The organism is Salinirubrum litoreum (genome assembly GCF_020567425.1).
Classification (GTDB): domain Archaea; phylum Halobacteriota; class Halobacteria; order Halobacteriales; family Haloferacaceae; genus Salinirubrum; species Salinirubrum litoreum.
Genome location: NZ_JAJCVJ010000002.1, coordinates 892,259 through 913,231 on the forward strand (window position 1 = coordinate 892,259; position 20,973 = coordinate 913,231).

At 69.2% G+C, this 20,973-nt stretch carries 23 protein-coding genes; 14 read left to right on the forward strand and 9 right to left on the reverse strand.

All coding sequences use genetic code 11. The features are described 5' to 3' along the window. The first annotated feature begins 57 nt into the window (after positions 1-57). A complete protein-coding gene (gene yciH / locus LI337_RS13075; protein WP_227230281.1) occupies positions 58-342 on the forward strand; it encodes a stress response translation initiation inhibitor YciH in 285 nt (94 codons plus the stop codon). 28 nt (positions 343-370) lie between these two features. Here the strand turns inward: yciH and pth2 are convergent, their stop codons facing one another. The 7 genes from pth2 to LI337_RS13110 form a co-directional block, all read right to left on the reverse strand. Further along, on the reverse strand, positions 371-709 hold the full coding sequence (pth2, locus tag LI337_RS13080; RefSeq protein WP_227230282.1) for a peptidyl-tRNA hydrolase Pth2: 339 nt from the start codon (positions 707-709) through the stop codon (positions 371-373). Positions 710-808: 99 nt separating this feature from the next. Next, complete coding sequence (locus tag LI337_RS13085; protein WP_227230283.1) at positions 809-1,459, reverse strand: SprT-like domain-containing protein; 651 nt, start codon at positions 1,457-1,459, stop codon at positions 809-811. Between the two features lie 124 nt (positions 1,460-1,583). Next, entirely contained in the window at positions 1,584-2,141 is a 558-nt protein-coding gene (locus LI337_RS13090) for a DUF8054 family protein (RefSeq protein ID WP_227230284.1), read from the reverse strand. Continuing rightward, positions 2,138-2,911 (reverse strand): nucleotide-binding protein, encoded by a 774-nt coding sequence (locus LI337_RS13095; protein WP_227230285.1) that lies wholly within the window; start codon positions 2,909-2,911, stop codon positions 2,138-2,140. The genes LI337_RS13090 and LI337_RS13095 overlap by 4 nt, the downstream gene beginning before the upstream one ends. Before the next feature lie 203 nt (positions 2,912-3,114). Further along, the gene (locus LI337_RS13100; RefSeq protein WP_227230286.1) at positions 3,115-3,642 is read right to left on the reverse strand and encodes a DUF4188 domain-containing protein; all 528 of its coding nucleotides are present in this window, start codon (positions 3,640-3,642) and stop codon (positions 3,115-3,117) included. Next, positions 3,639-4,064, reverse strand: a complete 426-nt coding sequence (locus tag LI337_RS13105; RefSeq protein ID WP_227230287.1) for an SHOCT domain-containing protein — start codon at positions 4,062-4,064, stop codon at positions 3,639-3,641. The genes LI337_RS13100 and LI337_RS13105 overlap by 4 nt, the downstream gene beginning before the upstream one ends. 97 nt (positions 4,065-4,161) lie before the next feature. After that, positions 4,162-4,626 carry an SHOCT domain-containing protein gene (locus LI337_RS13110; RefSeq protein ID WP_227230288.1) on the reverse strand — a complete coding sequence of 155 codons (465 nt, stop codon included), beginning with the start codon at positions 4,624-4,626 and terminating at the stop codon, positions 4,162-4,164. Between the two features lie 154 nt (positions 4,627-4,780). On the opposite strand from LI337_RS13110, the gene LI337_RS13115 reads away from it, so the two are divergent. From LI337_RS13115 to prf1, 5 genes are all read left to right on the forward strand, one after another. Further along, positions 4,781-6,331, forward strand: a complete 1,551-nt coding sequence (locus LI337_RS13115) for an RAD55 family ATPase (protein WP_345777758.1) — start codon at positions 4,781-4,783, stop codon at positions 6,329-6,331. Continuing rightward, positions 6,328-6,909 (forward strand): DUF7504 family protein, encoded by a 582-nt coding sequence (locus tag LI337_RS13120; protein WP_227230290.1) that lies wholly within the window; start codon positions 6,328-6,330, stop codon positions 6,907-6,909. The genes LI337_RS13115 and LI337_RS13120 overlap by 4 nt, the downstream gene beginning before the upstream one ends. A gap of 130 nt (positions 6,910-7,039) precedes the next feature. After that, positions 7,040-7,915: an EamA family transporter gene (locus LI337_RS13125; RefSeq protein WP_227230291.1), complete on the forward strand. Its 876-nt coding sequence runs from the start codon at positions 7,040-7,042 to the stop codon at positions 7,913-7,915. A gap of 308 nt (positions 7,916-8,223) precedes the next feature. Then, positions 8,224-8,493: a HalOD1 output domain-containing protein gene (locus tag LI337_RS13130; RefSeq protein ID WP_227230292.1), complete on the forward strand. Its 270-nt coding sequence runs from the start codon at positions 8,224-8,226 to the stop codon at positions 8,491-8,493. A 92-nt stretch (positions 8,494-8,585) separates the two neighbouring features. Continuing rightward, the gene (prf1, locus tag LI337_RS13135) at positions 8,586-9,836 is read left to right on the forward strand and encodes a peptide chain release factor aRF-1 (RefSeq protein WP_227230293.1); all 1,251 of its coding nucleotides are present in this window, start codon (positions 8,586-8,588) and stop codon (positions 9,834-9,836) included. A 46-nt stretch (positions 9,837-9,882) separates the two neighbouring features. On the opposite strand, the gene LI337_RS13140 is transcribed toward prf1, so the two are convergent. Both LI337_RS13140 and LI337_RS13145 read right to left on the reverse strand, forming a co-directional pair. Then, positions 9,883-10,305: a DUF6276 family protein gene (locus LI337_RS13140; protein WP_227230294.1), complete on the reverse strand. Its 423-nt coding sequence runs from the start codon at positions 10,303-10,305 to the stop codon at positions 9,883-9,885. Positions 10,306-10,408: 103 nt separating this feature from the next. Continuing rightward, on the reverse strand, positions 10,409-11,383 hold the full coding sequence (locus LI337_RS13145; RefSeq protein ID WP_227230295.1) for an ABC transporter permease: 975 nt from the start codon (positions 11,381-11,383) through the stop codon (positions 10,409-10,411). Positions 11,384-11,480: 97 nt separating this feature from the next. Between LI337_RS13145 and LI337_RS13150 the strand changes: the two genes are divergently transcribed. From LI337_RS13150 to LI337_RS13185, 8 genes are all read left to right on the forward strand, one after another. After that, positions 11,481-12,638, forward strand: a complete 1,158-nt coding sequence (locus tag LI337_RS13150; RefSeq protein ID WP_227230296.1) for an ABC transporter permease subunit — start codon at positions 11,481-11,483, stop codon at positions 12,636-12,638. A 114-nt stretch (positions 12,639-12,752) separates the two neighbouring features. Continuing rightward, the gene (locus LI337_RS13155; RefSeq protein WP_227230297.1) at positions 12,753-13,928 is read left to right on the forward strand and encodes an inorganic phosphate transporter; all 1,176 of its coding nucleotides are present in this window, start codon (positions 12,753-12,755) and stop codon (positions 13,926-13,928) included. 588 nt (positions 13,929-14,516) lie between these two features. Then, positions 14,517-15,044, forward strand: coding sequence for a plastocyanin/azurin family copper-binding protein (locus LI337_RS13160; protein WP_227230298.1), 528 nt, complete (start codon positions 14,517-14,519; stop codon positions 15,042-15,044). Positions 15,045-15,054: 10 nt separating this feature from the next. Beyond that, positions 15,055-17,049, forward strand: a complete 1,995-nt coding sequence (nosZ, locus tag LI337_RS13165) for a TAT-dependent nitrous-oxide reductase (protein WP_227230299.1) — start codon at positions 15,055-15,057, stop codon at positions 17,047-17,049. 70 nt (positions 17,050-17,119) lie between these two features. Beyond that, positions 17,120-17,857, forward strand: a complete 738-nt coding sequence (locus LI337_RS13170) for a hypothetical protein (protein ID WP_227230300.1) — start codon at positions 17,120-17,122, stop codon at positions 17,855-17,857. A gap of 3 nt (positions 17,858-17,860) precedes the next feature. Next, positions 17,861-19,276 (forward strand): nitrous oxide reductase family maturation protein NosD, encoded by a 1,416-nt coding sequence (nosD, locus tag LI337_RS13175; RefSeq protein WP_227230301.1) that lies wholly within the window; start codon positions 17,861-17,863, stop codon positions 19,274-19,276. After that, on the forward strand, positions 19,260-20,048 hold the full coding sequence (locus LI337_RS13180; RefSeq protein WP_227230302.1) for an ABC transporter ATP-binding protein: 789 nt from the start codon (positions 19,260-19,262) through the stop codon (positions 20,046-20,048). The genes nosD and LI337_RS13180 overlap by 17 nt, the downstream gene beginning before the upstream one ends. Continuing rightward, positions 20,045-20,965 carry an ABC transporter permease gene (locus LI337_RS13185; protein WP_227230303.1) on the forward strand — a complete coding sequence of 307 codons (921 nt, stop codon included), beginning with the start codon at positions 20,045-20,047 and terminating at the stop codon, positions 20,963-20,965. The genes LI337_RS13180 and LI337_RS13185 overlap by 4 nt, the downstream gene beginning before the upstream one ends. Positions 20,966-20,973: the final 8 nt, after the last annotated feature.

Genomic DNA, 20,973 nt, shown 5'->3' on the forward strand with positions numbered 1-20,973 from the left:
TCCGGTCGACCGCCGCGCGGGCGTAACGCTATCTCACTCGGCCACCTACGGGAGGCGATGCCCAACGACTTCGGTCTGCCCGACGACCTCGGTCTCGACGAGGACCTCGCGCGGGCGGAGCTCACGCTGACGGTTCGCGTCGAACGCCGCCGGTACAACAAACCGATGACGCTCGTGGAGGGGTTCGAGGACGACGTCGTGGACGTCGACGAACTCGCCTCGACACTGAAACGAACACTCGCCACCGGCGGGACCGCCCGCGACGGTCGGATCGAACTCCAGGGCGATCACGCCGCCCGACTGCCGGACGTGCTCCGCGACCAGGGGTTCCGCGTCGCCTGATCGTCGCCCGGCGATCCCCGCCCGCGAGCTACAACAACGAGAGGTCGCCCGTCACCTGATCCACGAGGTCGTCCTCACCCGGGCCGACCGCGAGTGCGGTGACGGTGCCCGGGTCCAACTGCGTGTGCCCGGCGTCGCGGACGATGGCGTTCGGGAGCCCCTTCCGCTCGGCGACGTCGGCCAACTCGAACAACTCGCGTTCGCTGTTCGCCTTCACGACCACCTTCTTCTGGCCGCCGCCCTTCCACGCGTTGCGTGTCCGGCTGTCAGTGTCCTCGTAGGCCGACAGCGAGGCGTGTGCGACCTGCGCGGCGAGTTTCCCCTTCCCCATCCCGACGTCCATCCGGACGACGATGACCTGCTTCATACGGACCACTCGCGCGGTCGACCCAAAAGGTGTGGCTACTCGGCGTTTCGGGTGGTCGGGTGGGTCACCGAGAGGGGGAGAGGACCGACGGCGGCCGACTCACCACCGGTCGCCCAGCCGCGACCGGGCACGCTCGTAGCCGTCGGCACTCGCCCACGTCTCGCCCGACGCGACGTGGAACACGCGGTACCGACTCCCGCAGTCGCCACACCGCCGCCCGTCGGGCCTGGTCACGGTCGGACAGGCTCGGTAGCGGCGCGCCCGCCAGTCGCAGTCGTCGTTCCGACACCGGAGCAGGAGTCGCGCCTCCGAGAACGGGGGACACGACAGCGGTGCGTCGATCCGGTTGGCGACCCGGCGGAAGCGCCGGCCGTGTGAGGACTCGTCGAACCGCTGGAACTCCCACGCGTGGGCGAGTTCGTGGCGGATCGTCCCGGCGAACCGCTCCCAGCCGAACGACTCGTAGGCGGCCCACGTCAGTCGGATCGTCTGTCTCCCCGTCTCGCGGTGGTGGAGACAGGCCCCCGCTCGGCGCTTCGCCCGCCGGGAGACCTCCCAGTCGATCCGGTCGAGGTCGACACCGAGCGGGACGGTCCGGGCGTACGCGGCGGCCTGGCGGCGGAGTGCCGCCGGCGAGTCGGGTGACGGCCACCCCGACCCGTCGCGCCAGCCAGCACGCTCGACTGCTCTCTCACTGGTGTCGCCACTACTCGCCGCCTCGGCTTCGGCACGGCACTCGTCCCGGTCCACACGCCGAGTTACTGCGACGCCGCTATCGGCGTTTCGGTGGTCGAGACCTCGGCCCGGCGGCACACGGTGTTCACCGCGCTCTCGACGCCTCACTCGTCGGCGCGATCCGCGCTGACCGCCGGAGTCACTCGTCGTCGGTATCGACCAACTGGTCGGACAGTCCCCACTCGTCGGCGCGGTCGCGGGCCTCGGTGCGTGCCTCCTCGCGGATGGCGTCGATCTTCGACTCGTCTTCGAGGAACGCGGCGACCGCGCTCCCCTCCTCGTCGGCGGCGTCCGACAGTCGTTCCTCGGGTGCGCGCTCGCGGGTCGCTGCGGCGAGGTCGGGGTCGTCCGCGAGTTCCTCGGCCGGCGTCCCCGGCGGGACCCGCAGTTCGGGCGTGTCGTGTGGCTCCGCCAAGTCAGTCGGATCGAGTCGGTAGAGGTCGACACTGTAGGGGCCGGGGACCGCGAAGTCCGCCAGCGCGTCGGTGCCGCCCCGGTCGCTCTCGGTGTCGTAGGCGAGCACCGGCACCCCGTCGCTGAACGTCACGACGCCGCGGCGGTCGCCGTCGAGCAGGAGGCTGTCCTGCGGTTCGAGCACCGCGTAGCCCGTCAGCGACCGGTCAAGCGCGATGCGGAGTGCGGTGCCGGGGTCGCGGACGACGCGGGACCGGACGAGCCGACCTCGCGGGAGTTTCATGGCGGGTCGGGGACGACCGCGCTGCGGAAGCGGTCTGCGACCCTCTCCTCGTCGCCGGCCCGCACGTCGAGCCGCGCTGCGGCCGACCGGAAGGCGTCGGCGGCGGGCGTCTCCGGGGCGTGTGCGAGTAGCGGTTCACCCGCCCGTCGCGCCGACCGGACCGCGTCGCTGTCCGGGACGGCGGCCAACTGCTCGCCGCCGAAGTAGTCGCCCGCACGGTCGGCCACGCGGTCGATGTTCGCGTCGTCGTGGACCCGGTTGAAGACGACCCCGGCCGTCTCGGTCCCGTACGAGCGGGCGTACTCCTGGACCTTCAGGCCGTCCGACAGCGCCGGAATCGTCGGCTGGAGGACGACGACGGATCGGTCCGCGAGCACCAGGGGGAGCACGGCGCTCTTCGACCCGAGCGCGGCCGGCGAGTCGAGCAAGAGGACGTCGGTGTCGCGGGCGAGGTGGGCGACGACGTCTCGCAGGCGACCGGGGTCGGCGTCCGAGAACGCGGTGAGACTCGTCCCGCAGGGGACGACGGAGAGCCCGAACCGGTCGTACACCGCGTCCTCGACGGTTGCGTCGGCGTCCGCGAGGAGGAGGTCGTGAAGCGTCGTGTCCGCGTCGTCGAGACCGGTGTGAAACAGTAGGTTGGCCATCCCGGTGTCGGCGTCGATGACCGTCACGTCGTGCTCCTCGGCGAGTGCCATCCCCAGCGCGAGCGTACTCGTCGTCTTCCCCGTACCGCCCTTCCCGCTGGCGACGGCGAACGCCTCGACCATGCGACAGCGTTGGCGCGGTTCCGTACTTAAAATTTCCCGAGTCGCGTCGTCGACAACCCCGTCGTGGGTCGCTCCCGATTCGCGGAACGAGTCGACTGTGGCCGGAGGTGTTCACCGTCCGTCGTCGGCGACGGACGCGACCTGTTCCCCTCGGACCACGGTCTCACCGGCGGAGTCGGCAACGGGTCCCGCGACGCACGAACTCACTCCTCGCGCCGAAGGACGCCGTCGGGTGAGACCGGCAGTCCCGCCTCGTCGGACTCCCCCAGTCGCCGGGCCGCACTCTCCGAGTCGCCGGTCGCCTCGCGCACCCCGACCGCCTCGCCGAGTCCGAAGGCGGGCATGTTCCGGTAGACCGACTCGGTGTCGGTCGGGTCGACGCGGTAGGTCTCGTGCCAGATGCCCACGTCGCCGGACCCGCCGACCTCGCGGTTGTAGTCGACCCACGCCGGCAGGTGTTCACTCGCCGGGTCGCGGGCGTACTCGGTCAGCGACGCGGCCGAGTCCCAGTACTGGATCACCGTGATCGTTCGCCACCCGACCGTGGTTCGCGTGCCGAGCAGTCCCGACTCGGGGTCGGCGGCCAACTGGCGGAGCATCCGGGGCATCGCCGCCGCGACCGGGAGCCACCTGTGGAGTTTCCACAGTCGGTTCACCCGCATCCCGATCAGGAAGACGACGAACGACTCCGCCGGATCGGCCGTGACCCGCCGGGTGTCGACCGCCGTCATCTGTCGCCGGACCGGGACTCGCCCCCGCCCAAGAGCGTCTCGACGCGGTGTTCGAACTCCACCTCGTCGATGGCTCCTTCGGCGTACCGCCGCCGGAGCGTCGCCAGGGCCGCTTCGTCGGTGCCCGTCGACTGGGCGGCCGTCGACCGCGAGGAGTCCTCGTCAGTCGTCACGGGACGATTCGACTGTCGACCGTCACCGGTCCGCCAGCGCGCCAGTCCGACCGACAACGGGAGGACGCCGCCGTAGCCGACCGGAAACGCCAGCCACCACGCCTCGACACCCAGCGCCAGCGCACCGAAGGCGACGACGAGGACGCCCGCAGAGACGACCCCGGCGACGACGCCGGAGACGACGTTCGCCGTGCTGTCTGTCCACTTCGAGTCTGCTTGTCCCCGGTTTCGGGGGTTCCTTCGGGACATGGCTACGTGGTCGTGGCCCAGCCACATAAAACTGAGTGAGTGCTCACTCAGTCTTCCGGCGAACGCCGACCGGCGGTCGTCGGGGGCACAGATCGACTCAGCGGTCGCGGTCCGTCTCGGTGATGGGTTCGGCCGATTCGCCCGACGCGTCGGTGTCGCGGGCGGCGGCCTCGTCCACCTCGGCGGTCACCCGGTCGACGTACTCGCGGGCGTCGGCGACCGACTCGGTCTCCAGCAGTCGCTCCACGCGGCGTTCGAACTCCACCTCGTCGATCGCTCCTTCGGCGTAGCGCCGCCGGAGCGTCGCCAGGGCGTCCTCGTCGGCGTCTGTCGGGACCGACGCCGCTACCGACGCCGACTCGGACTCCTGTCGCGCCTCGTAGAGTTTCGTCAGTCCGATAGCCAGCGGCATCACCCCCGCGAAGCCGACGATGAAGAAGATCCACCACCCTTCGACGCCGAGTGCCAGCGACCCGAACGCGGCGAGCATCGTCAGTGCGGTGACGAGTCCGCCGACCACCTGCTGGAGGGGGCTGTCCTCGTCCGACTCGCTCTCGGCCATGCTCGCCGGTAGACGGTGGTCGCGTATAGCGTTTGCCCGCAGAGTGCCGCCCCAGATGGTCCTACCGGACAGCGACCTCTTACTGTCATCTGACAGATATGACTGAATCCGTAGAGTGACAACTGTTAATGTATTCTGGTGCGAGGACTGTGTAATGACAGTTACCACGGGGAGTGCCGTGCTCGACGACGTGTTGGCCGGCGGCTTCCCGGCGGGTCGAACGGTCCTCGTGACTGGCGGACCCGGCACCGGCAAGAGTACCCTCGGGATGCAGTTCCTCCAAGCCGGACTCGACGCCGGCGAGGACTGTCTGTTCGTCAGCACCGAGCAGACGCTGGGAGAACTGCGGGACTCCTTCGCGCCGTTCGACTTCGAGTTGGACCACGACGGACTGACCGTCACCTCGATCCACGCCGCACCGGGCGAGACGATAGAGGAGGGTGAGGCCGGGTTGACCCTCCAGACACTCGACGGCGGAGAACTCCTCGGCGACCGCTACTCGGCACCCTACGACCTCGAGTACGTCCAGCAGTTCCTCGAAGAGTTCGCGCCCGCCGACCGCGTGCTCCTCGACAGTGTCTCGGGGCTCGCACCGCTGCACGACGATCGGGACCGCTACCGGCGGGCGGTGCTGGACATGATCCGCCAGTTCAACGACGAGTTCGACGCGACCGCGCTGTTCACCGCAGAGGAGACCGCGCCGATGCCCGACGCCGGCACCGTGTCGGCGGCCGACGCGATCCAGTTCAACGCCCACGGCGTGATCCGACTCTCCCGCGAGCGGATCGAGGGGGACTTCCACCGCTTTCTGAACGTGGTGAAGATGCGTGGCGTCGACCACGACACCCGGACCTTCGAGATCGAGTTCGGTCACGAGGGCGTCCGGACCGTCCCACGACGCCGGACTCACTCGGGGGAGTTCGTCCCGGACGAGTTGATGACGACCCGGATCGACGGCCTCGACGACCTCCTGGGCGGCGGCATCGTCCTCGGCGGGACGATGCTGCTGGAACACGACGGACAGGCGACGCCGCACTCGATCCTGACGAACCTCCTCGCGGAGGCGATGGATCGGGGGATGTCGGCGATCCTCGTCCCGCCGGTCGAACTGCCCCCGAAGCGGTTCGAGGAAATCGTCGGCCGGCGGATCGGGTCGATGGACGAGTTGTTGGCCGACGACCGTCTGTTCCTGATCGACTTCCCGAACGTCTGGGAGAACACCCGCCGGAACGTCTACAAGCCGACCGAGTACGACGACAGCCTCCGGGACGTACTGAGCGAGATCGACGAGCGCCGGGGCGACCGGGCGGTGCTGTCGCTGATCAACGTGGAGGCGCAACTGCCGAGTCGCTCCCCGGACGAACTCCGACAGTCCCGGTTCTGGGAGGAGGAGAACTTCTTCGGGAAACGGGACACCTCGCTGTACTTCTTCAACCCGACCGCACTCGGCGAGCGACTGACCGCCTTCTACCGGAACGGCGCGTGGCAGGTCGTGAAGACGTGGGTGACCGAACACGGCCTCCAGTACGTCAAACTCCGGAAGGCCCCCGACGGCTACCTCGGCGCGACGCGACTCGTGGAGTACATCGACGACGAACCCTACATGCGGGTCCAGCGACCGCCGGGGGCAGGCGAGGACGCTACCGCGGAGAGATCGGAGACGGACGCGGATACCACCGGTGCCGGACCGGAGGCGGACCGATGAGCGTCGACGAGACGGCCGCCCGCAACCTCCTCGTGTTCGCCTCGGCGATGAGCGACGCGAAGGACGGGCTCTGTCACGACCTGCTCGGTGGGACGCCGCCCGAAACACTGGACGTGTTGCAGGTGAGCTACACCCGCCCGCCGGATCGACTGCTCGCGGAGTGGCGCGAACACCACGACGACCTCCCGGCGAACTACCGACTCGTGGACGTGGGCGCGCGAGCACGGGCACCGGGAGCGACCGAGTCGGACCGGACGCCCGACGGGGTGACGGTCACGCGGGCGAACCCGAACGACCTCACCGGGTTGGCGATGGAGTGGCGGAACGCGTTCAACGACTTCGCCCGGACGGACAACGACGTCGTCGTCTGTCTCGACTCGGTCACGGCGATGCTCCAGTACGTCTCGGTCGAGGAGGCGTACCGCTTCGTCCACATGGCGACCGGCCAGATCCACGAGTTGGCCGGCAGGGCGCACTTCCACCTCGATCCGGACGCTCACGACGACCAGACGATCAGCACGATGAAGACCGCCTTCGACGGGCTTCGAGACGCCGACGGGGAGACCGCGTCGAACTGACCCGCGTCGAACTGACCCGCGTCGAACTGACCCGCGTCGACTCGACGACGGTGACGCCGGGGCAGTCGTCGCCGCGACGGGGCCGACGCGAACCACAACACATCTGCCTCCCGACGAGAGACCCCGACGTGTGGAACACGGACTGCTCTCCGCCGTCGCGGCCGCGTTCGTCTGGGGCGGCTACCTGTTCGCTCTGAAACGCTACTTCGACGGCTACCCCGCGACCGTGCTGACGGTGCTCGTCAACGCCTTCGCCATCCTGTGGTACCTCCCGCTCACACTGACGCGCGTCTCGCCCGGCGGGATGCCGACCGCCGGCGAGGTGGGCCCCTCCGGCGCGGGCGTGCTCGTGGTGACGGTCGTCGCCACCGCGGCGGCGTTCGTGATCTTCCTGCGGGCGCTGGCGGTCGGCGAGGTGTCCTACGTCGCGCCGATCAACAAACTCGTGCCCGTGTTCGTGCTCCCGCTGGAGGTCGGCATCCTCCAGCAGGCGCTGGACTCCCTCGAGGTCGCGGGGGTGCTGGTCGCTACCACGGCGGTCTACGTCGCCAACTACCGGCAGGGCGCGCTGCTCGACCCCTTGCGTCGGGCGGCCGAGTCCCGCGCGGCACAACTCGCGCTGCTGTCGGCGGCCTGCTACGCCGTGTCGGACCTCGGGAAGCGGGTCGTCCTCCAGGAGATGAACGTCCCCATCGAACTGTGGGTGCCGACGCTTCTCTTCGGCGTGCTGATCGTCCTGCTCCCCTCGGCGCTCCGGGCGTGGCCCGCCGGCCTGCTCTCGGACCTGCCGAAGTTCGTGCTCGCCGGCGGACTGGTCGCGGTCGGCGAGCACGTCACGTCGCTGGCCTTCGCGGCGATTCCGGCCAGCATCGCCTCGCCGATCATCAACACACAGGCCGTGGTGGCGGTGTTGCTGGGCGGCATCGTCTTACGCGAGGCGCAGTTCCGGGTTCGGCTGGTCGCGGCCGGACTGGCCGTGGCTGGCGTGACGCTGATCGCGGTGTGACTCCTGCGAGGGGTCGTCCGCGCCGCCGATCCGAAGCCGGTAGCGGGCGTCCGAGCAGAGGCCGGATTCAAACCGGCAGTGGACTGGTGACCGACCGGAACTCGTAGCGACGTAGATGGCCAGAATGCTTATCCGCGTTTGTTCTGCTAATTTGTGCGTGGAAGAAAAGACCACGCGTACGTCCGGCAGAGTACGCTCACGCTGTGCCGGGATGCGGATCGGTTCGGGGAACGACTTTGGGCAACTGGGAGCGGGCGTCTCGCTGTCGGATCGAGACAGCGACGAAGCCCCGGTGGAGTGGCCGTAGAATGGATGAGGTGCCCGAAGAGGAGATCGTCCACCGCCAACTCGACACGGAGCGCGACGAACCCGTGACGATGATCGCGGAACTGGTCGCCGAACTCGAAGGCGTCCGGCACGACGATCTGAAGACGACCTACGAACACCTGGATCACGTGCTCAGCGAGATATTCTCCAATCCACCCGTCCCGGAGGCACAGGTCGAGGTCACGTTCACCTACGAGGGCTACCGGGTCACGGTCGAACAGGACGGCAGCGCGCAGTTCGTCAAGGTGTGACTCTCGCCGGGCGTGTGCGCCGGATCGGCCGTGCGAGAGACCCACGCACACAGTCGTAGCATACTTAGCGCGTGGCGGGGCTAATGGAAACAATGAGTAGCGAGGCAGAGCAGACGAGCGAGGACCGCCGGAAGTACGAGTTCCGGAAGGTCATCGAGGACCTCAAGCAGTACGAGGGGTCCGGCACACAACTCGTCACGATCTACATCCCCGAGGACAAGCAGATCTCCAGCGTGGTCGAACACGTCACGCAGGAGCACAGCGAGGCGTCCAACATCAAGTCCAAGCAGACCCGGACCGCCGTGCAGGACGCGCTCACGAGTATCAAGGACCGACTGCGGTACTACGACACCTTCCCGCCGGAACGCGGGATCGTCATCTTCAGCGGGGCCATCGACGCCGGCGGCGGCCAGACCGACATGGTGACGAAGGTGCTGGAGTCGCCCCCGGACCCGATCCAGTCGTTCCGCTACCACTGCGACTCGGAGTTCCTCACCGAGCCACTTGAGGAGATGCTGCTGGACAAGGGGCTGTTCGGCCTGATCGTCCTCGACCGCCGGGAGGCGAACGTCGGCTGGCTGAAGGGCAAGCGGGTCGAACCGGTCAAGTCCGCCTCGTCGCTCGTCCCCGGCAAACAGCGCAAAGGTGGGCAGTCCGCCCAGCGGTTCGCCCGCCTGCGACTCGAAGCCATCGACAACTTCTACCAGGAGGTCGCGGAGATGGCGAACGAACTGATGGTGCCGAAGCGGCACGAACTGGACGGCATCCTCGTCGGCGGCCCCTCGCCGACGAAAGACGAGTTCCTCGACGGCGACTACCTCCACCACGAACTGCAGGACCACGTGATCGGGAAGTTCGACGTCTCCTACACCGACGAGTCCGGCCTGTACGACCTCGTCGACGCCGCCAGCGACGCGCTGGCCGACCAGGAGGTCATGAAGGACAAGAAGGTGATGGAGGAGTTCTTCGAGAACCTCCACACCGGCGACCTGGCGACCTACGGGTTCGAACCGACCCGCCGGAACCTCGTCATGGGGTCGGTGGATCGCCTCCTCATCAGCGAGGACCTCCGGAACGACGTCTGTGTCTACGAGTGCCCGAACGACCACGAGGAGTACGAGGTGATCGACAGCCGGAAGTCGACCCCCAAGCACACCTGCGGCGAGTGCGGCGAGGCCGCCGAGTTCCAGGAGCGCGAGGACGTGATCGAGTACCTGATGAACATCGCCGAACAGCGCGGCACCGAGACGAAGTTCATCTCCACGGACTTCGAGAAGGGCGAACAGTTGATGGACGCCTTCGGCGGCGTCGCCGGCCTCCTGCGCTACTCCACCGGCATCTAAGCTCCCTTTCCCGCCGGCGTCTGCCGTCTACCGACTCGCTGTGTCGCTACGTGTCGAGGAACTGCTGTAGCTGTGGCCGCCGCCGCGCCAGGTCGACGTGTGGCTCGACCGCGCCGGTCGCCGCAGCGTCCGCCAGTCGATCCAGCGCCAGCAGCGGGTCGGCCCCGTCGCGTTCGATCCGGGCGACCAGCGTCTCGATCCGGGAGCGATTCAGCGCCAGCGAGTCCAGCAGGCCGACGAGCAGGACGACGCCGACGCCCGCGTCCCCTGCCGGTGTCCAGTCGCCGAGTGCGGTCGGGTCCTCGCTGCCGTCGCCGGAATCGTCCGACCCCGCGTCGACCGGTGCTGGCCGCACTCGGAGACAGGTCCGGCAGACGCTGACGCGCGGGGACTCCTCGGGCGCAAACTCGCGGTAGTCGTCGGGAACGGCGAGGACGACGCGGTCGTCGGCACAGTCGGGACAGGTCATGCCGGAGAGTCGACGCGACGAGAGCAAAAAGCCACCCGACCTCCGGCCCGTCGAGGCGCGTGCCGACGACTCGGACACACCACCGCCCTCGGCCGCCGACTGCTCACTCCCCACCCAGTCGCGGGTCGAGGAGGGTGTACCCGGCGTCCTGCACCGTGTTCCCGACCACACCGATCAGCGCGACGACCAGCGACGTGCCGATCACGAGCGGCACGTCCCGATCCTGGATCGCCGTCAGCGTCACCCGGCCCAGTCCGGGAATCCCGAAGACGTACTCCACGACGTAGACGTTCAACACCAGCACGCCGAGCAGTTCCGTCACCGACAGCGACAGCAGTGGCACGGCCGCGACCCGGAGGAGGTGCCGGCCGACGCGCCACGACCCCGCACCCTTCGCTCTGACGAGTTTCACGAAGTCGGTGCCGACGTACTCCAGCAGTTCGGCGCGGGTGTACCGCAACTGCCCGGCGAGCAGCGTCGTGGCGAGTACCGCCCCCGCGAGTCCGACGACGAGTCGGTTGGTCGGTGCCAGCGGGCCGGCCTGCGGGTCGAACCCGACGCCGGCCCCGCCCGCACCGCCGACGACGGTCAGGAGGAGCACCTGGCCGAGCCAGAACTCCGGGAGACCGAAGCCGAGGTACGCCGTGCCGGCGGCGAGGCGGTCGAAGAGACTCCGGTGGTGGGTCGCCGAGTAGAGACCGGCGAGGAGGCCGCCGACCAGCGAGACGGCCATCGCCGGCAGGACGTACAGCAGGGTGTAGGGGAGACTCGACGCGACGACGCTCGTCACCGGTTGTCCACGGCTGTACGAGAAGCCCCACTCCAGCGTCGCCACGCCGACCAGCCAGCCGACGTACCGTTCGGGGAGGGGGTCGTCGAGGTTCCGGCGCTCCCGGTAGTCGGCGACCGCCTGCTCGACCTGTTCCTGACTCTTGCCCTCCTTGTACAGTTGGTGCTCGATGTACGCGACCTGCGGATCGGGCGGGACCGCGACCGCGAGAAAGGCGAGCGACACCACGAGGTAGACCGAGAGGACCGCGAAGGCGAGTCTGCGACCGACGGCGAGCGGGGAGACCATCCGGCCGGAGCGTCAGCCCGAATCGGCATAAGGGATGCTGAAATCCGGATTTCAGCCACTGACAACTTTTTCACAGCACCCGGCGAACCACCTGTCGATGTCGGTCGACGACCCCCCGTTGTTCACCACCGCCGAGTGGTCGCCCGGTGGCCGCCGATTCGGGCCCAGTCGTCGGACGACCGGCGTCTGCCTCTCTGCGGCCGCCCTCCTCGCGGCGTTCGCCTACGACTACACCTCGGTCCCCTCGGGCACGCCGCTGGTCGCCGGGTGGGACCCCGTGATGCTCGACTGGCCGTTTCTCCTCGCCCTCCTGGTGTTCGCGTGGGGTGTCGTCGTTCCACTCGGCCGAAATCGGACGCCGACACTGCGCTACTGGGCGCGACTGCGGGCCGACCCGGCGGCGGTCGCGGCGCTCGTCGGGACTGGCCTGTTCGTCGTCGTCGGGGCAGTCGGCCCCGCACTGCTCGGTCGCCCGACCGCGAACGCGATGCACATCTCCCAGCCGCCGGTGTTCGCGTCGGTCGACACCACCACGGCGATCAACTGCCTCGGCACCGTGACCGACGGCCGGTGTCACGGGACGTGGCGCTACCCGCTGGGGACGAGTTGGACCGGGCGCGGCGTCCTCCGCCTCGTGGTCGGCGGGGCCCACGTCGCGCTGAAGGTCGCGCTGATCGCCTCGCTGTTGATCGTGCCGCTGGCGACCGTCGTCGGGTTGACGGCGGGCTACGTCGGCGGCCGCGTCGAGACGCTCCTGCTCCGGTACGTCGACGTGCAGCAGGTCCTGCCGGCGTTCCTCGTCTACATCATCCTCCAGTTCTACGTCGGCCGGAGTCTGTTCCTGCTCGTGGTCGTGTTCGGGTTGCTGAACTGGGGTGGTGTGGCCCGACTGGTCCACGGGGAGGTCGTCCAGCGCAGCGAGGAACCCTTCGTGCTCGCGGCGGAGTCGGCCGGCGCGGGCCACCTGTCGGTCATCCGCCGGCACGTCCTGCCGAACGTCTCCAGTACCGTGGTGACTGCGGCGACCCGGCAGGTGCCACTCCTGATCCTGACGGAGGCGGCGCTGTCGTTCATGAACCTGAACGACATCGACCTGCTGTCGTGGGGCGAGGTGATCGCCATCGGCCTCCAGCGGTCGCCCTTCGTGACGTGGTGGCCGTGGGCCGGGGCGCTGGTCGCGTTGACGCTGACGGTCGTCGCGGTCAGCGTACTCGGGGACGCACTGCGGGACGTGCTGGACCCTCGGGAGGCGTGACGCCGCGTCGGGGACGACCGGTCGCCGGGTCACCGACGGCGCGTCGGTGTCTGTCCGGGAGCCGACAGACGCTCCAGACGGGCGATTTATCCGCCTCGCCCCGAACTTTCTGGCATGATCGAACTGTTGCTCGGCGTCGGCGTCGTCGTCTCGCTGTTCGTCGGCTACAACATCGGCGGCTCGACGACCGGCCCGGCGTTCGGGCCGGCGGTCGGCTCCGGTGTCATCTCCAAGGCCGGGGCGGCGGCGCTGATGTCGGTCTTCTTCTTCGTCGGCGCGTGGACGCTCGGCCGGAACGTCGTCACGACGCTCGGGGAGGACCTCGTCACGAATCCGGGCGTCTTCACCATCGAGACGAGTATCGTCGTGCTCTTCTTCATCGGCGGGGCGCTGTTCGTCGGCAACTACTTCGGCGTCCCCGCCTCGACCTCGATGACGGCCGTGGGGGCCATCGCCGGACTCGGGGTCGCGGCGGACGCACTCGACTGGGCCGTGATGGGCGAGATCGTCGTCTGGTGGCTCGTCGCGCCGATCATCGGCTTCTGGGTCTCGGGCGTCGTCGGGCGCTACCTCTACCCGCAGATCAACCGCCTCGTCGCCGTCAAGAGCACCGACGGGCCACTGATCGAGATCGACCGGTCGGGGACCCTCCCGACCGTCTCGCGCGGCCCGGAGACGACCGACCGCGAACTGGTCGGTGCCGGCGTCGTCGTCGGCATCGGCTGTCTGATGGCGTTCTCCTCGGGCACCTCGAACATCGCCAACGCCATCGCGCCGCTGTACGGCGCGGGCGTCGAGATGAACCCGCTGATCCTGCTCGGGGGTGCGGCGGTCGCGGTCGGGGCGTTCACCATCGCGCGCCGGACGCTGGACACCCTCGGGAACGACATCACGGATCTGCCGCTCACGGCCGCCATCGTCGTCGCGGTGGTCTCCTCGGCCATCGTCACGACCCTCTCTGCGATCGGCATCCCGGCGAGTTTCGTCATCATCGCCACGATGTCCATCGTCGGCCTCGGGTGGGGGCGGGCCAGTCGGTCCGTGACGGCCTCGGAGGGGATTCGCGGCGAGAAACAGCCGACCGTCTCGGTCGGGGCGCTGGCCTCGGAGGAACCGGGCGAGGACGTGCCGAAGATCGGCGAGGAGGACCCCGAGGACACCCCGGAGACGGGCGACCTGTTCGACCCGACGACGACCGGGCGCGTGATCGTGATGCAGAACGTCGTGCCGATTCTCTCGACCGTGGGGGCCTACGTCGCCTTCTGGGGCCTGTTCGCGTTCGTCTGGTGACTGCGAGACGGAGCGTCTTCGGCTGGTGACCGGGAGACTGAGCGTCTTCGGCTGGTGACTGCGAGGCGAGACGCCTTCGACTGGCGACGACGGGGCCGGACCCCAGACCGGACGCGATCTGGTGGCGACCGGAACCGTGCCGTGTCCGAGCGACAGCGAGGACCTGCTCGCGGTCCGGGTCGCCGGCAGTCGGGGAGGCGTGGGGAGTACGAGCCACGCCGTGGGTCCCCGAGCGACGACATCCCGATCGAACGTCCCGCCGCCTCGCCCGGCCCGACCGACGATCCAACCGGACCGCGCGACCGCTCTGTCGATCCGACCGACGATCCAACCGGACCGCGCGACCGCTCTGTCGATCCGACCGACGATCCAACCGGACCGCGCGACTGTCTCGCCGTGCCACCCCGAGGTCGAGTCGTTCCACAGCCACTCAACGTGATTTTTCCGGCACAGAGAGCGAACAGAGTCGCCACCCACCGACAGTTAAGTAGGGCGACCGAAGGTGTTCGCGTGGCTTCTCAGCGGACGGGAGTTCGCTCGCCGATACAAGTGATCGTGCCGTCTCGCTCCGCCTGTAGGTGACCACCGATGCGCGACACCACTACGCGACGGCGATTCCTCTGTACCGGGCTTGCAACTGCGGGCAGTGTCCTCGTCGCCGGCTGTAGCGGTGGCGGCGGGACGACCGACGAACCGACGGACGCGAGTGGCGGCGGTGGCGGCGGTAGCGGCGGCGAGACGACCGAGTCCACCGACTCCGGCGGGTCGGAGAGCAAGTGGACACAGACGAGCACCGTGGAGATGACCGACGGCCTGAAGTACGCCCCGAAGCGGATCGAGGTCTCTGCTGGTACCACGGTCACGTGGAAGAACGTCGGGAGTATCGGCCACACCGTCACGGCTTACGAGGCGGAGATTCCCGAGGGTGCGACCTACTTCGCCTCCGGCGACTTCGACTCGCTACAGGCCGCGAAGGACGGCTACGCCGAGGAGCGAGCGGGTAACGTGAAGGCCGACGGGACCTACGAACACACCTTCGAGACGAAAGGGACGTACAAGTACTACTGCATCCCCCACGAGATGAGCGGGATGGTCGGCTACGTCAAGGTCGTCTGAGGTGATCGAGATGGCAGACACCACACTCGACGCCGACGTGACAGACCCCGAGGCGGTCGTCGACGAGTACGAGGAGAAACTGGACGACGTGCTGGCGACGGTCGACGACCCGGTGCCGGGCGTCGACGACGACCCGCGACTGGAACTCGCCGGCCTCGAACTCGACCGGCGCGACTTCCTGAAGGCCGGCGCGGTGACCGGCGCGGTCGGGGCGACGGCCGGGTGTCTCGGCAACCCACTCGGCGACGACGGGTCCAACTCGGCCGGCGCGACACAGCAGTCCGACACGCCCGACCACTCCGTCCCGCCGGGCGAACACGACCAGTACTACGGGTTCTGGTCCGGTGGCCACTCCGGCGAAGTGAGAGTCGTCGGCGTCCCCTCGATGCGGGAACTGATCCGCATCCCCGTCTTCGAACCCGACGGCGCGACCGGCTTCGGCCACGACGACGAGACGAGCGAGATGCTCGCGGAGACCGGCGACGTCGCGTTCGGGGACGCACACCACCCAGTCCTCTCGGAGTCCGGCGGCGACTACGACGGCCGGTACCTCTGGATCAACGACAAGGCGAACGGTCGGATGGCTCGCATCGACCTGACGTACTTCGAGACCGACGCCATCACCGACATCCCGAACGTGCAGGCGTGTCACGGCTGTGCGGTCCAGAGCCCGGACACGAAGTACGTCTACGGCGTCGGCGAGTTCCGGACGCCCGTGCCGAACGACGGGACGAACGTCGACGACACGGACAAACACTGGTCCACGTTCACCGCGCTGGACCCCGAGTCGATGGAGGTCCAGTGGCAGGTGCGCGTCTCCGGGAACCTCGACAACGCCGACACCGGGAAGTCGGGCCGCTGGGCGTTCGCGACCGGCTACAACAAGGAGGAGGCGCTGGACATCCAGGGGATGACCCACGACGACCGCGACTACCTCAAGGCGTTCGACGTGGACGCCATCGAGTCGGCCCTGCAGGCCGGCAGGTACGAGGAGGTCAACGGCGTCAAGGTGCTCGACGGCCGGAAAGAGTCGTCGCTCAACAGCGGATCGAACCCCATCGTCCGGTACGTCCCGGTGCCGAAGAGCCCCCACGGCTGTGACGTGACGCCAGAAGGACAGTACGTCACGGCCAGCGGGAAACTCTCCCCGACCGTGACCATCGTCGACATCGACGAACTCGACTCGGTGTCGGACCCGGCGAACGCGGTCGTCGGGCAACCGAAGGTCGGCCTCGGCCCCCTCCACACGACGTGGGACGGGCGTGGCCACGGCTACACCTCCGTCTTCATCGACTCGCAGGTCGTGAAGTGGGACGTGGAGACCGCAGTAGAAGCCGAGAAGAACTCCACCGACCCCGTGGTCGAGAAGATCGACGTCCACTACAACCCCGGCCACGTGCAGGCCGTGGAGGGCGAGACGACCGACCCGGCCGGCGACTGGCTCGTCTCGCTGAACAAGCTCTCGAAGGACCGGTTCCTCCCGGTCGGACCCATCCACCCGGACAACGACCAGTTGATCCACATCGGCGACGACGGCGGCGGGATGGAACTGGTGATGGACGAACCGGTCCACCCCGAACCGCACGACTGCGTCTTCGTCGACCGGGCGAAACTCGACCCGGCGACGACGTGGAACAAGGAGGACTACGCCGGCGAGAAGCCGTTCGTCACGGCCGGCAAGTCCGGCGTCGAGCGCACCGGCGAGGAGTCGGTCCACGTGAAGCTCTCCTCGAAGCGCTCGGAGTTCTCCGAGAGCGAGTTCCGCGTGAGAGAGGGCGACGAGGTGACGCTCACCGTCACCAACATCGAGGGCGTGCGGGACATCATCCACGGCGTCGCCATCCCGCAACACGGCATCAACCTCGCCATCGCGCCGCAGGACACCCGGCAGGTGACGTTCACCGCCGACGACCCCGGTGTCTACTGGGTGTACTGCACGTACTTCTGTAGCGCACTCCACCTGGAGATGCGCTCGCGGCTGATCGTCGAACCGCGCGACAACTGACTCCTCGCCCCCACGCTTCGACACGACCCACCCAACAGACGCGCACACGACCCACACACGAGGTGATTCCATGCAACTCCCCGACCCCACCGAGTTCCGCGAGGTCCGCCGTGGTCTGCCGGTCGTCGCCGGCGTCCTGCTGGTCGTCGCGCTGGCGCTCCCGATGTGGACCATCTACGTGTCGGCGGTCCAGTATCCGGACACGACGCTGACGGTCAACCTGTACGCCTACCCGCGACTGACCGGCGACTACGCCGAGATGGCACGGCTCAACAAGTACGTCGGGTTCTACTACCCGGACCCGGTGCTCGTCGAGCCGAACTTCCCGGTGAAGGACGCGGCCATCGACGTGCCCGAGTGGTCGCTCGGGCCGGTGGCGTTCCTCGGCGTCGCGGCGACCAGCCTGTTCGTCGCACTGGCACCGACCGGGCGGAAACTCCGGCGCGGCCTGCAGGCACAGGTCGTCGGAACGGCAGCCGTCTTCGGCGTGCTGCTCGCCGACATCCAGTACCGGCTCTGGCAGGCGGGCCACTCGCTCGACCCGGACGCGCCGATGCTGGGCGTCTCCGGCTTCACACCCCCGCTGTGGGGGAAGTACACCGTCGCCAACATCACCAGCTACTCCCGGTTCGGTGCCGGCGCGTACCTGACCGCGGTGGCGGTCGGGTCGCTCGCGGTCGCGTACTACTACCGAGGGGAGGCGGTCCGGTTCGCCGACCTGCCCGGTCGCCTCCGCGAGCGTCTCGCCGGATTGCGCGGCCGTGCAGGACAGCGTGGAGAGAACACGGACCGGAGCACGGGGGGATGACCGATGCACCGACCCGACGCCGAGGCGACCATCCCGTTGCTCGCGGCGGTCCTGCTCGTCGCAGCCAGTGGGCTGGCGGTCGCGGTCGGGCCGGTCGGTGGCGTCGGAGCGGCGACCCACGGCGACGAACCCGCACCCCGTGACCGGATCCAGTTCGACCCGCCCGTCCCCGACGAGTACGACTTCGGCGACCCACCGACGGCCGACGGCGTCGCCACGGTCGACGGGACCGACTACGACAGCCTCGACGCGGCGCTCGACGCCGCCGGGTCGGGCGACACGGTCCACCTGCGCGGTCGCTTCGACGGTCCCGTGACGGTCGAGACGCCCGGCGTGACGCTCGCCGGCGCGGGGGTCGAGGAGACCGTCCTCGCGGGCGACGGCGAGGGAACCGTCCTCACGCTCTCGGCCGCGAACGTGACGGTCCGGGGTCTGTGGGTCCGCGACGCCGGGTGGAACGCCTCGGCGAACGACGCCGCGATCTGGGTAGCCGGCGACGGTTCTGCGGTCGTGGACTGCCGCGTCACGGACACCACCTTCGGCGTCTGGATCGACGGCGCGAGCGAGGCACGGGTGATCGACACGACGATCGTCGGCCGCGAGTCGGTCCGCCAGCACACGAACCGGGGGAACGGCGTCCAACTGTGGGAGGCGACCGACGCCGTGGTCCGGGACAACCGGATCACCGACGTCCGGGACGGGATCTACTACTCGTTCTCGTCGGGGGTCGTCGCCCGGAACAACACGCTGTGGGACCTGCGGTACGGCGTCCACTACATGTACTCCGACGGGAACCGCCTCGCCGACAACACCGCGTTCGACAACGACGTGGGCTACGCGCTGATGGTCTCCGAGGACCTGCAGATCGTGGACAACGTCGCGGTGAACAACACCGGCCGGTCGGGCCACGGCATCCTCGTGAAGAGCGTCGACGACACCGAGATCAGCGGGAACCACCTCGTCGGCAACGACAAGGGGCTGTACGTCTACAACGCCCTGAACAACACCGTCGCCGACAACCTCCTGCTGGCGAACCGGGTCGGCGTCCACCTGACGGCCGGGAGCGTCCGGGAGCGCGTGACCGGCAACAGCTTCGTCCGGAACGACGACGCGGTGAAGGCGGTCGTCGAGTCCGAGGTGGTCTGGAACGCCTCGCGGGGCAACTACTGGGCGACGGCCTCGGTCGCCGACGCCGACGACGACGGGATCAGCGAGACGCGCTACCGCCCCGAGGGGCTGCTCGACCGCGTGACGGCCGAACATCCGGCGGCCCGCGTCTTCGTCGGTAGTCCCGCGTTCGACCTCGTGCGACTCGCCGAACGGACGCTCCCGGCGGTCGAGACGCCCGGCGTCGTGGACGAACACCCCCTCGCGCGCTCCCCGCACGACTGGAGGCGATACTATGCCACTCGAGATTGACGACGTGACGGTACGGTACGGCGACGTGACCGCACTGAACGGCGTCTCGCTGTCGGTCGCGGACGGCGAGACGCTCGGACTGGTCGGGACGAACGGGGCCGGCAAGACGACGCTGTTCCGCCTGCTCGTCGGCCACGAGTCGCCCGACGCCGGGTCGGTACAGGTCGCGGGCCACGACCCGACTGCCGGCCCGGCAGTCCGCGAGGCGGTCGGCTACCTCCCGGAGGCGTCGGGCTTCCGGGCCGCACTGACCGGGCGGGAGGTGCTCCGGTTCCACGCTCGCCTGCGCGGGGTACCGGAGTCGGCCCGCCGGGAGCGTGTCGCTCGGACGCTGGCGACCGTGGGGCTGGCGGATGCGGCGGACCGCCCGGTCGGCGACTACTCGAACGGGATGGCCCGCCGACTCGGGCTGGCGACCGCGCTGGTCGCCGACCCCGACGTGCTCCTCCTGGACGAACCGACCGCGGGGTTGGACCCGAACGGCGTGACCGCCTTCGACCGGCTCGTCGGGGCGCTGGCCGAGCGCACCGACACCACGGTCGTCGTCTGCTCGCACGTTCTCTCGGTCGTCGAGCGGCTCTGCGACCGGGTGGCCGTGCTGGAGGACGGCGTGGTCCGCGAGCGCGGGTCCGTCGCCGACCTCCGACGGTCGGTCGGGAGTGACGGCGCGCCGGCGGCAGACGACACGTCCGCGGGGACGACGCTCGACGACGTGTTCCGCGATGCGGTCCACGCGGAGCCGCCGGTCTCGCTGGGAGGTGAGTCGGCGTGAGCCTCCGCGTCGACTCCCCGGTCGAGGAACCCGACGCAGGGACCACGACCGAGACTGGACGCGACACCGAGTCGTCGGCGGTCGACGAGCATCGACTGTCTGCGGTCGGTCGGTTCCGAGACGTCGGCGGGGAGGTGTGGACGCTGGCCCGGCGAGAGTACCGGGTCACGAGTCGCGCGCGCTGGGGTGTCGGTCTCGCGGGCCTGTTCGGCCTGTTGTCGGTGTCGGCGGTCCTCCTCGGTGCCTCGTCGGTCGGGCCGGCCCGGTACACCACGGTCGTCGCCACGCTGACCGAGTTGTCGGCGTATCTCGTCCCACTCGCGGGGCTGACGCTCGGCGTCGGGAGTGTCGCGGGGGCAGACGAACAGGGGTCGCTGGACGTGTTGCTCGCGCTTCCGGTGACCCGGCGGCGACTGCTCCTCGGCCTGTACCTCGGCAGAGCCACCACGCTCGCGGCGGGCGTGACACTCGGCTTCGGTCTCGGCGGGGCGCTGTTGCTCGCGCTCGCCGGACTCTCCGGGTGGGTGTTGTACGCTCGCCTCCTGTTCGCCGTGCTCGCCTGCGGGGTGGCGTTCCTCGCGGTCGGCGTCCTGCTGTCGGCGCTGGCGGGCGAGACGACCCACGCCCTCGGCGGGAGTCTGCTCGCGTGGCTCTACTTCGTCCTCCTGCACGATCTGGCGGCGCTGGCACTGATCGCCGGCACGGAACTGGGTGGAACGACCGCGACCCTGCTCGCGCTGGCGAACCCGGTCGACCTGCTCCGGATCGCGGTGTTGTCTGGCCTGCCGGCGACCGGTGGGGGGCTGTCGGCAGTCCTGCCGACCACCGGCCTGTCGCTCCCGGTCGTCGTCGGCGGGTTCCTCGCGTGGGTCGCGCTCCCGGTGGTCGGTGCGGGTGCCGTCCTGCGTCGGCGGTGATCCCGCCA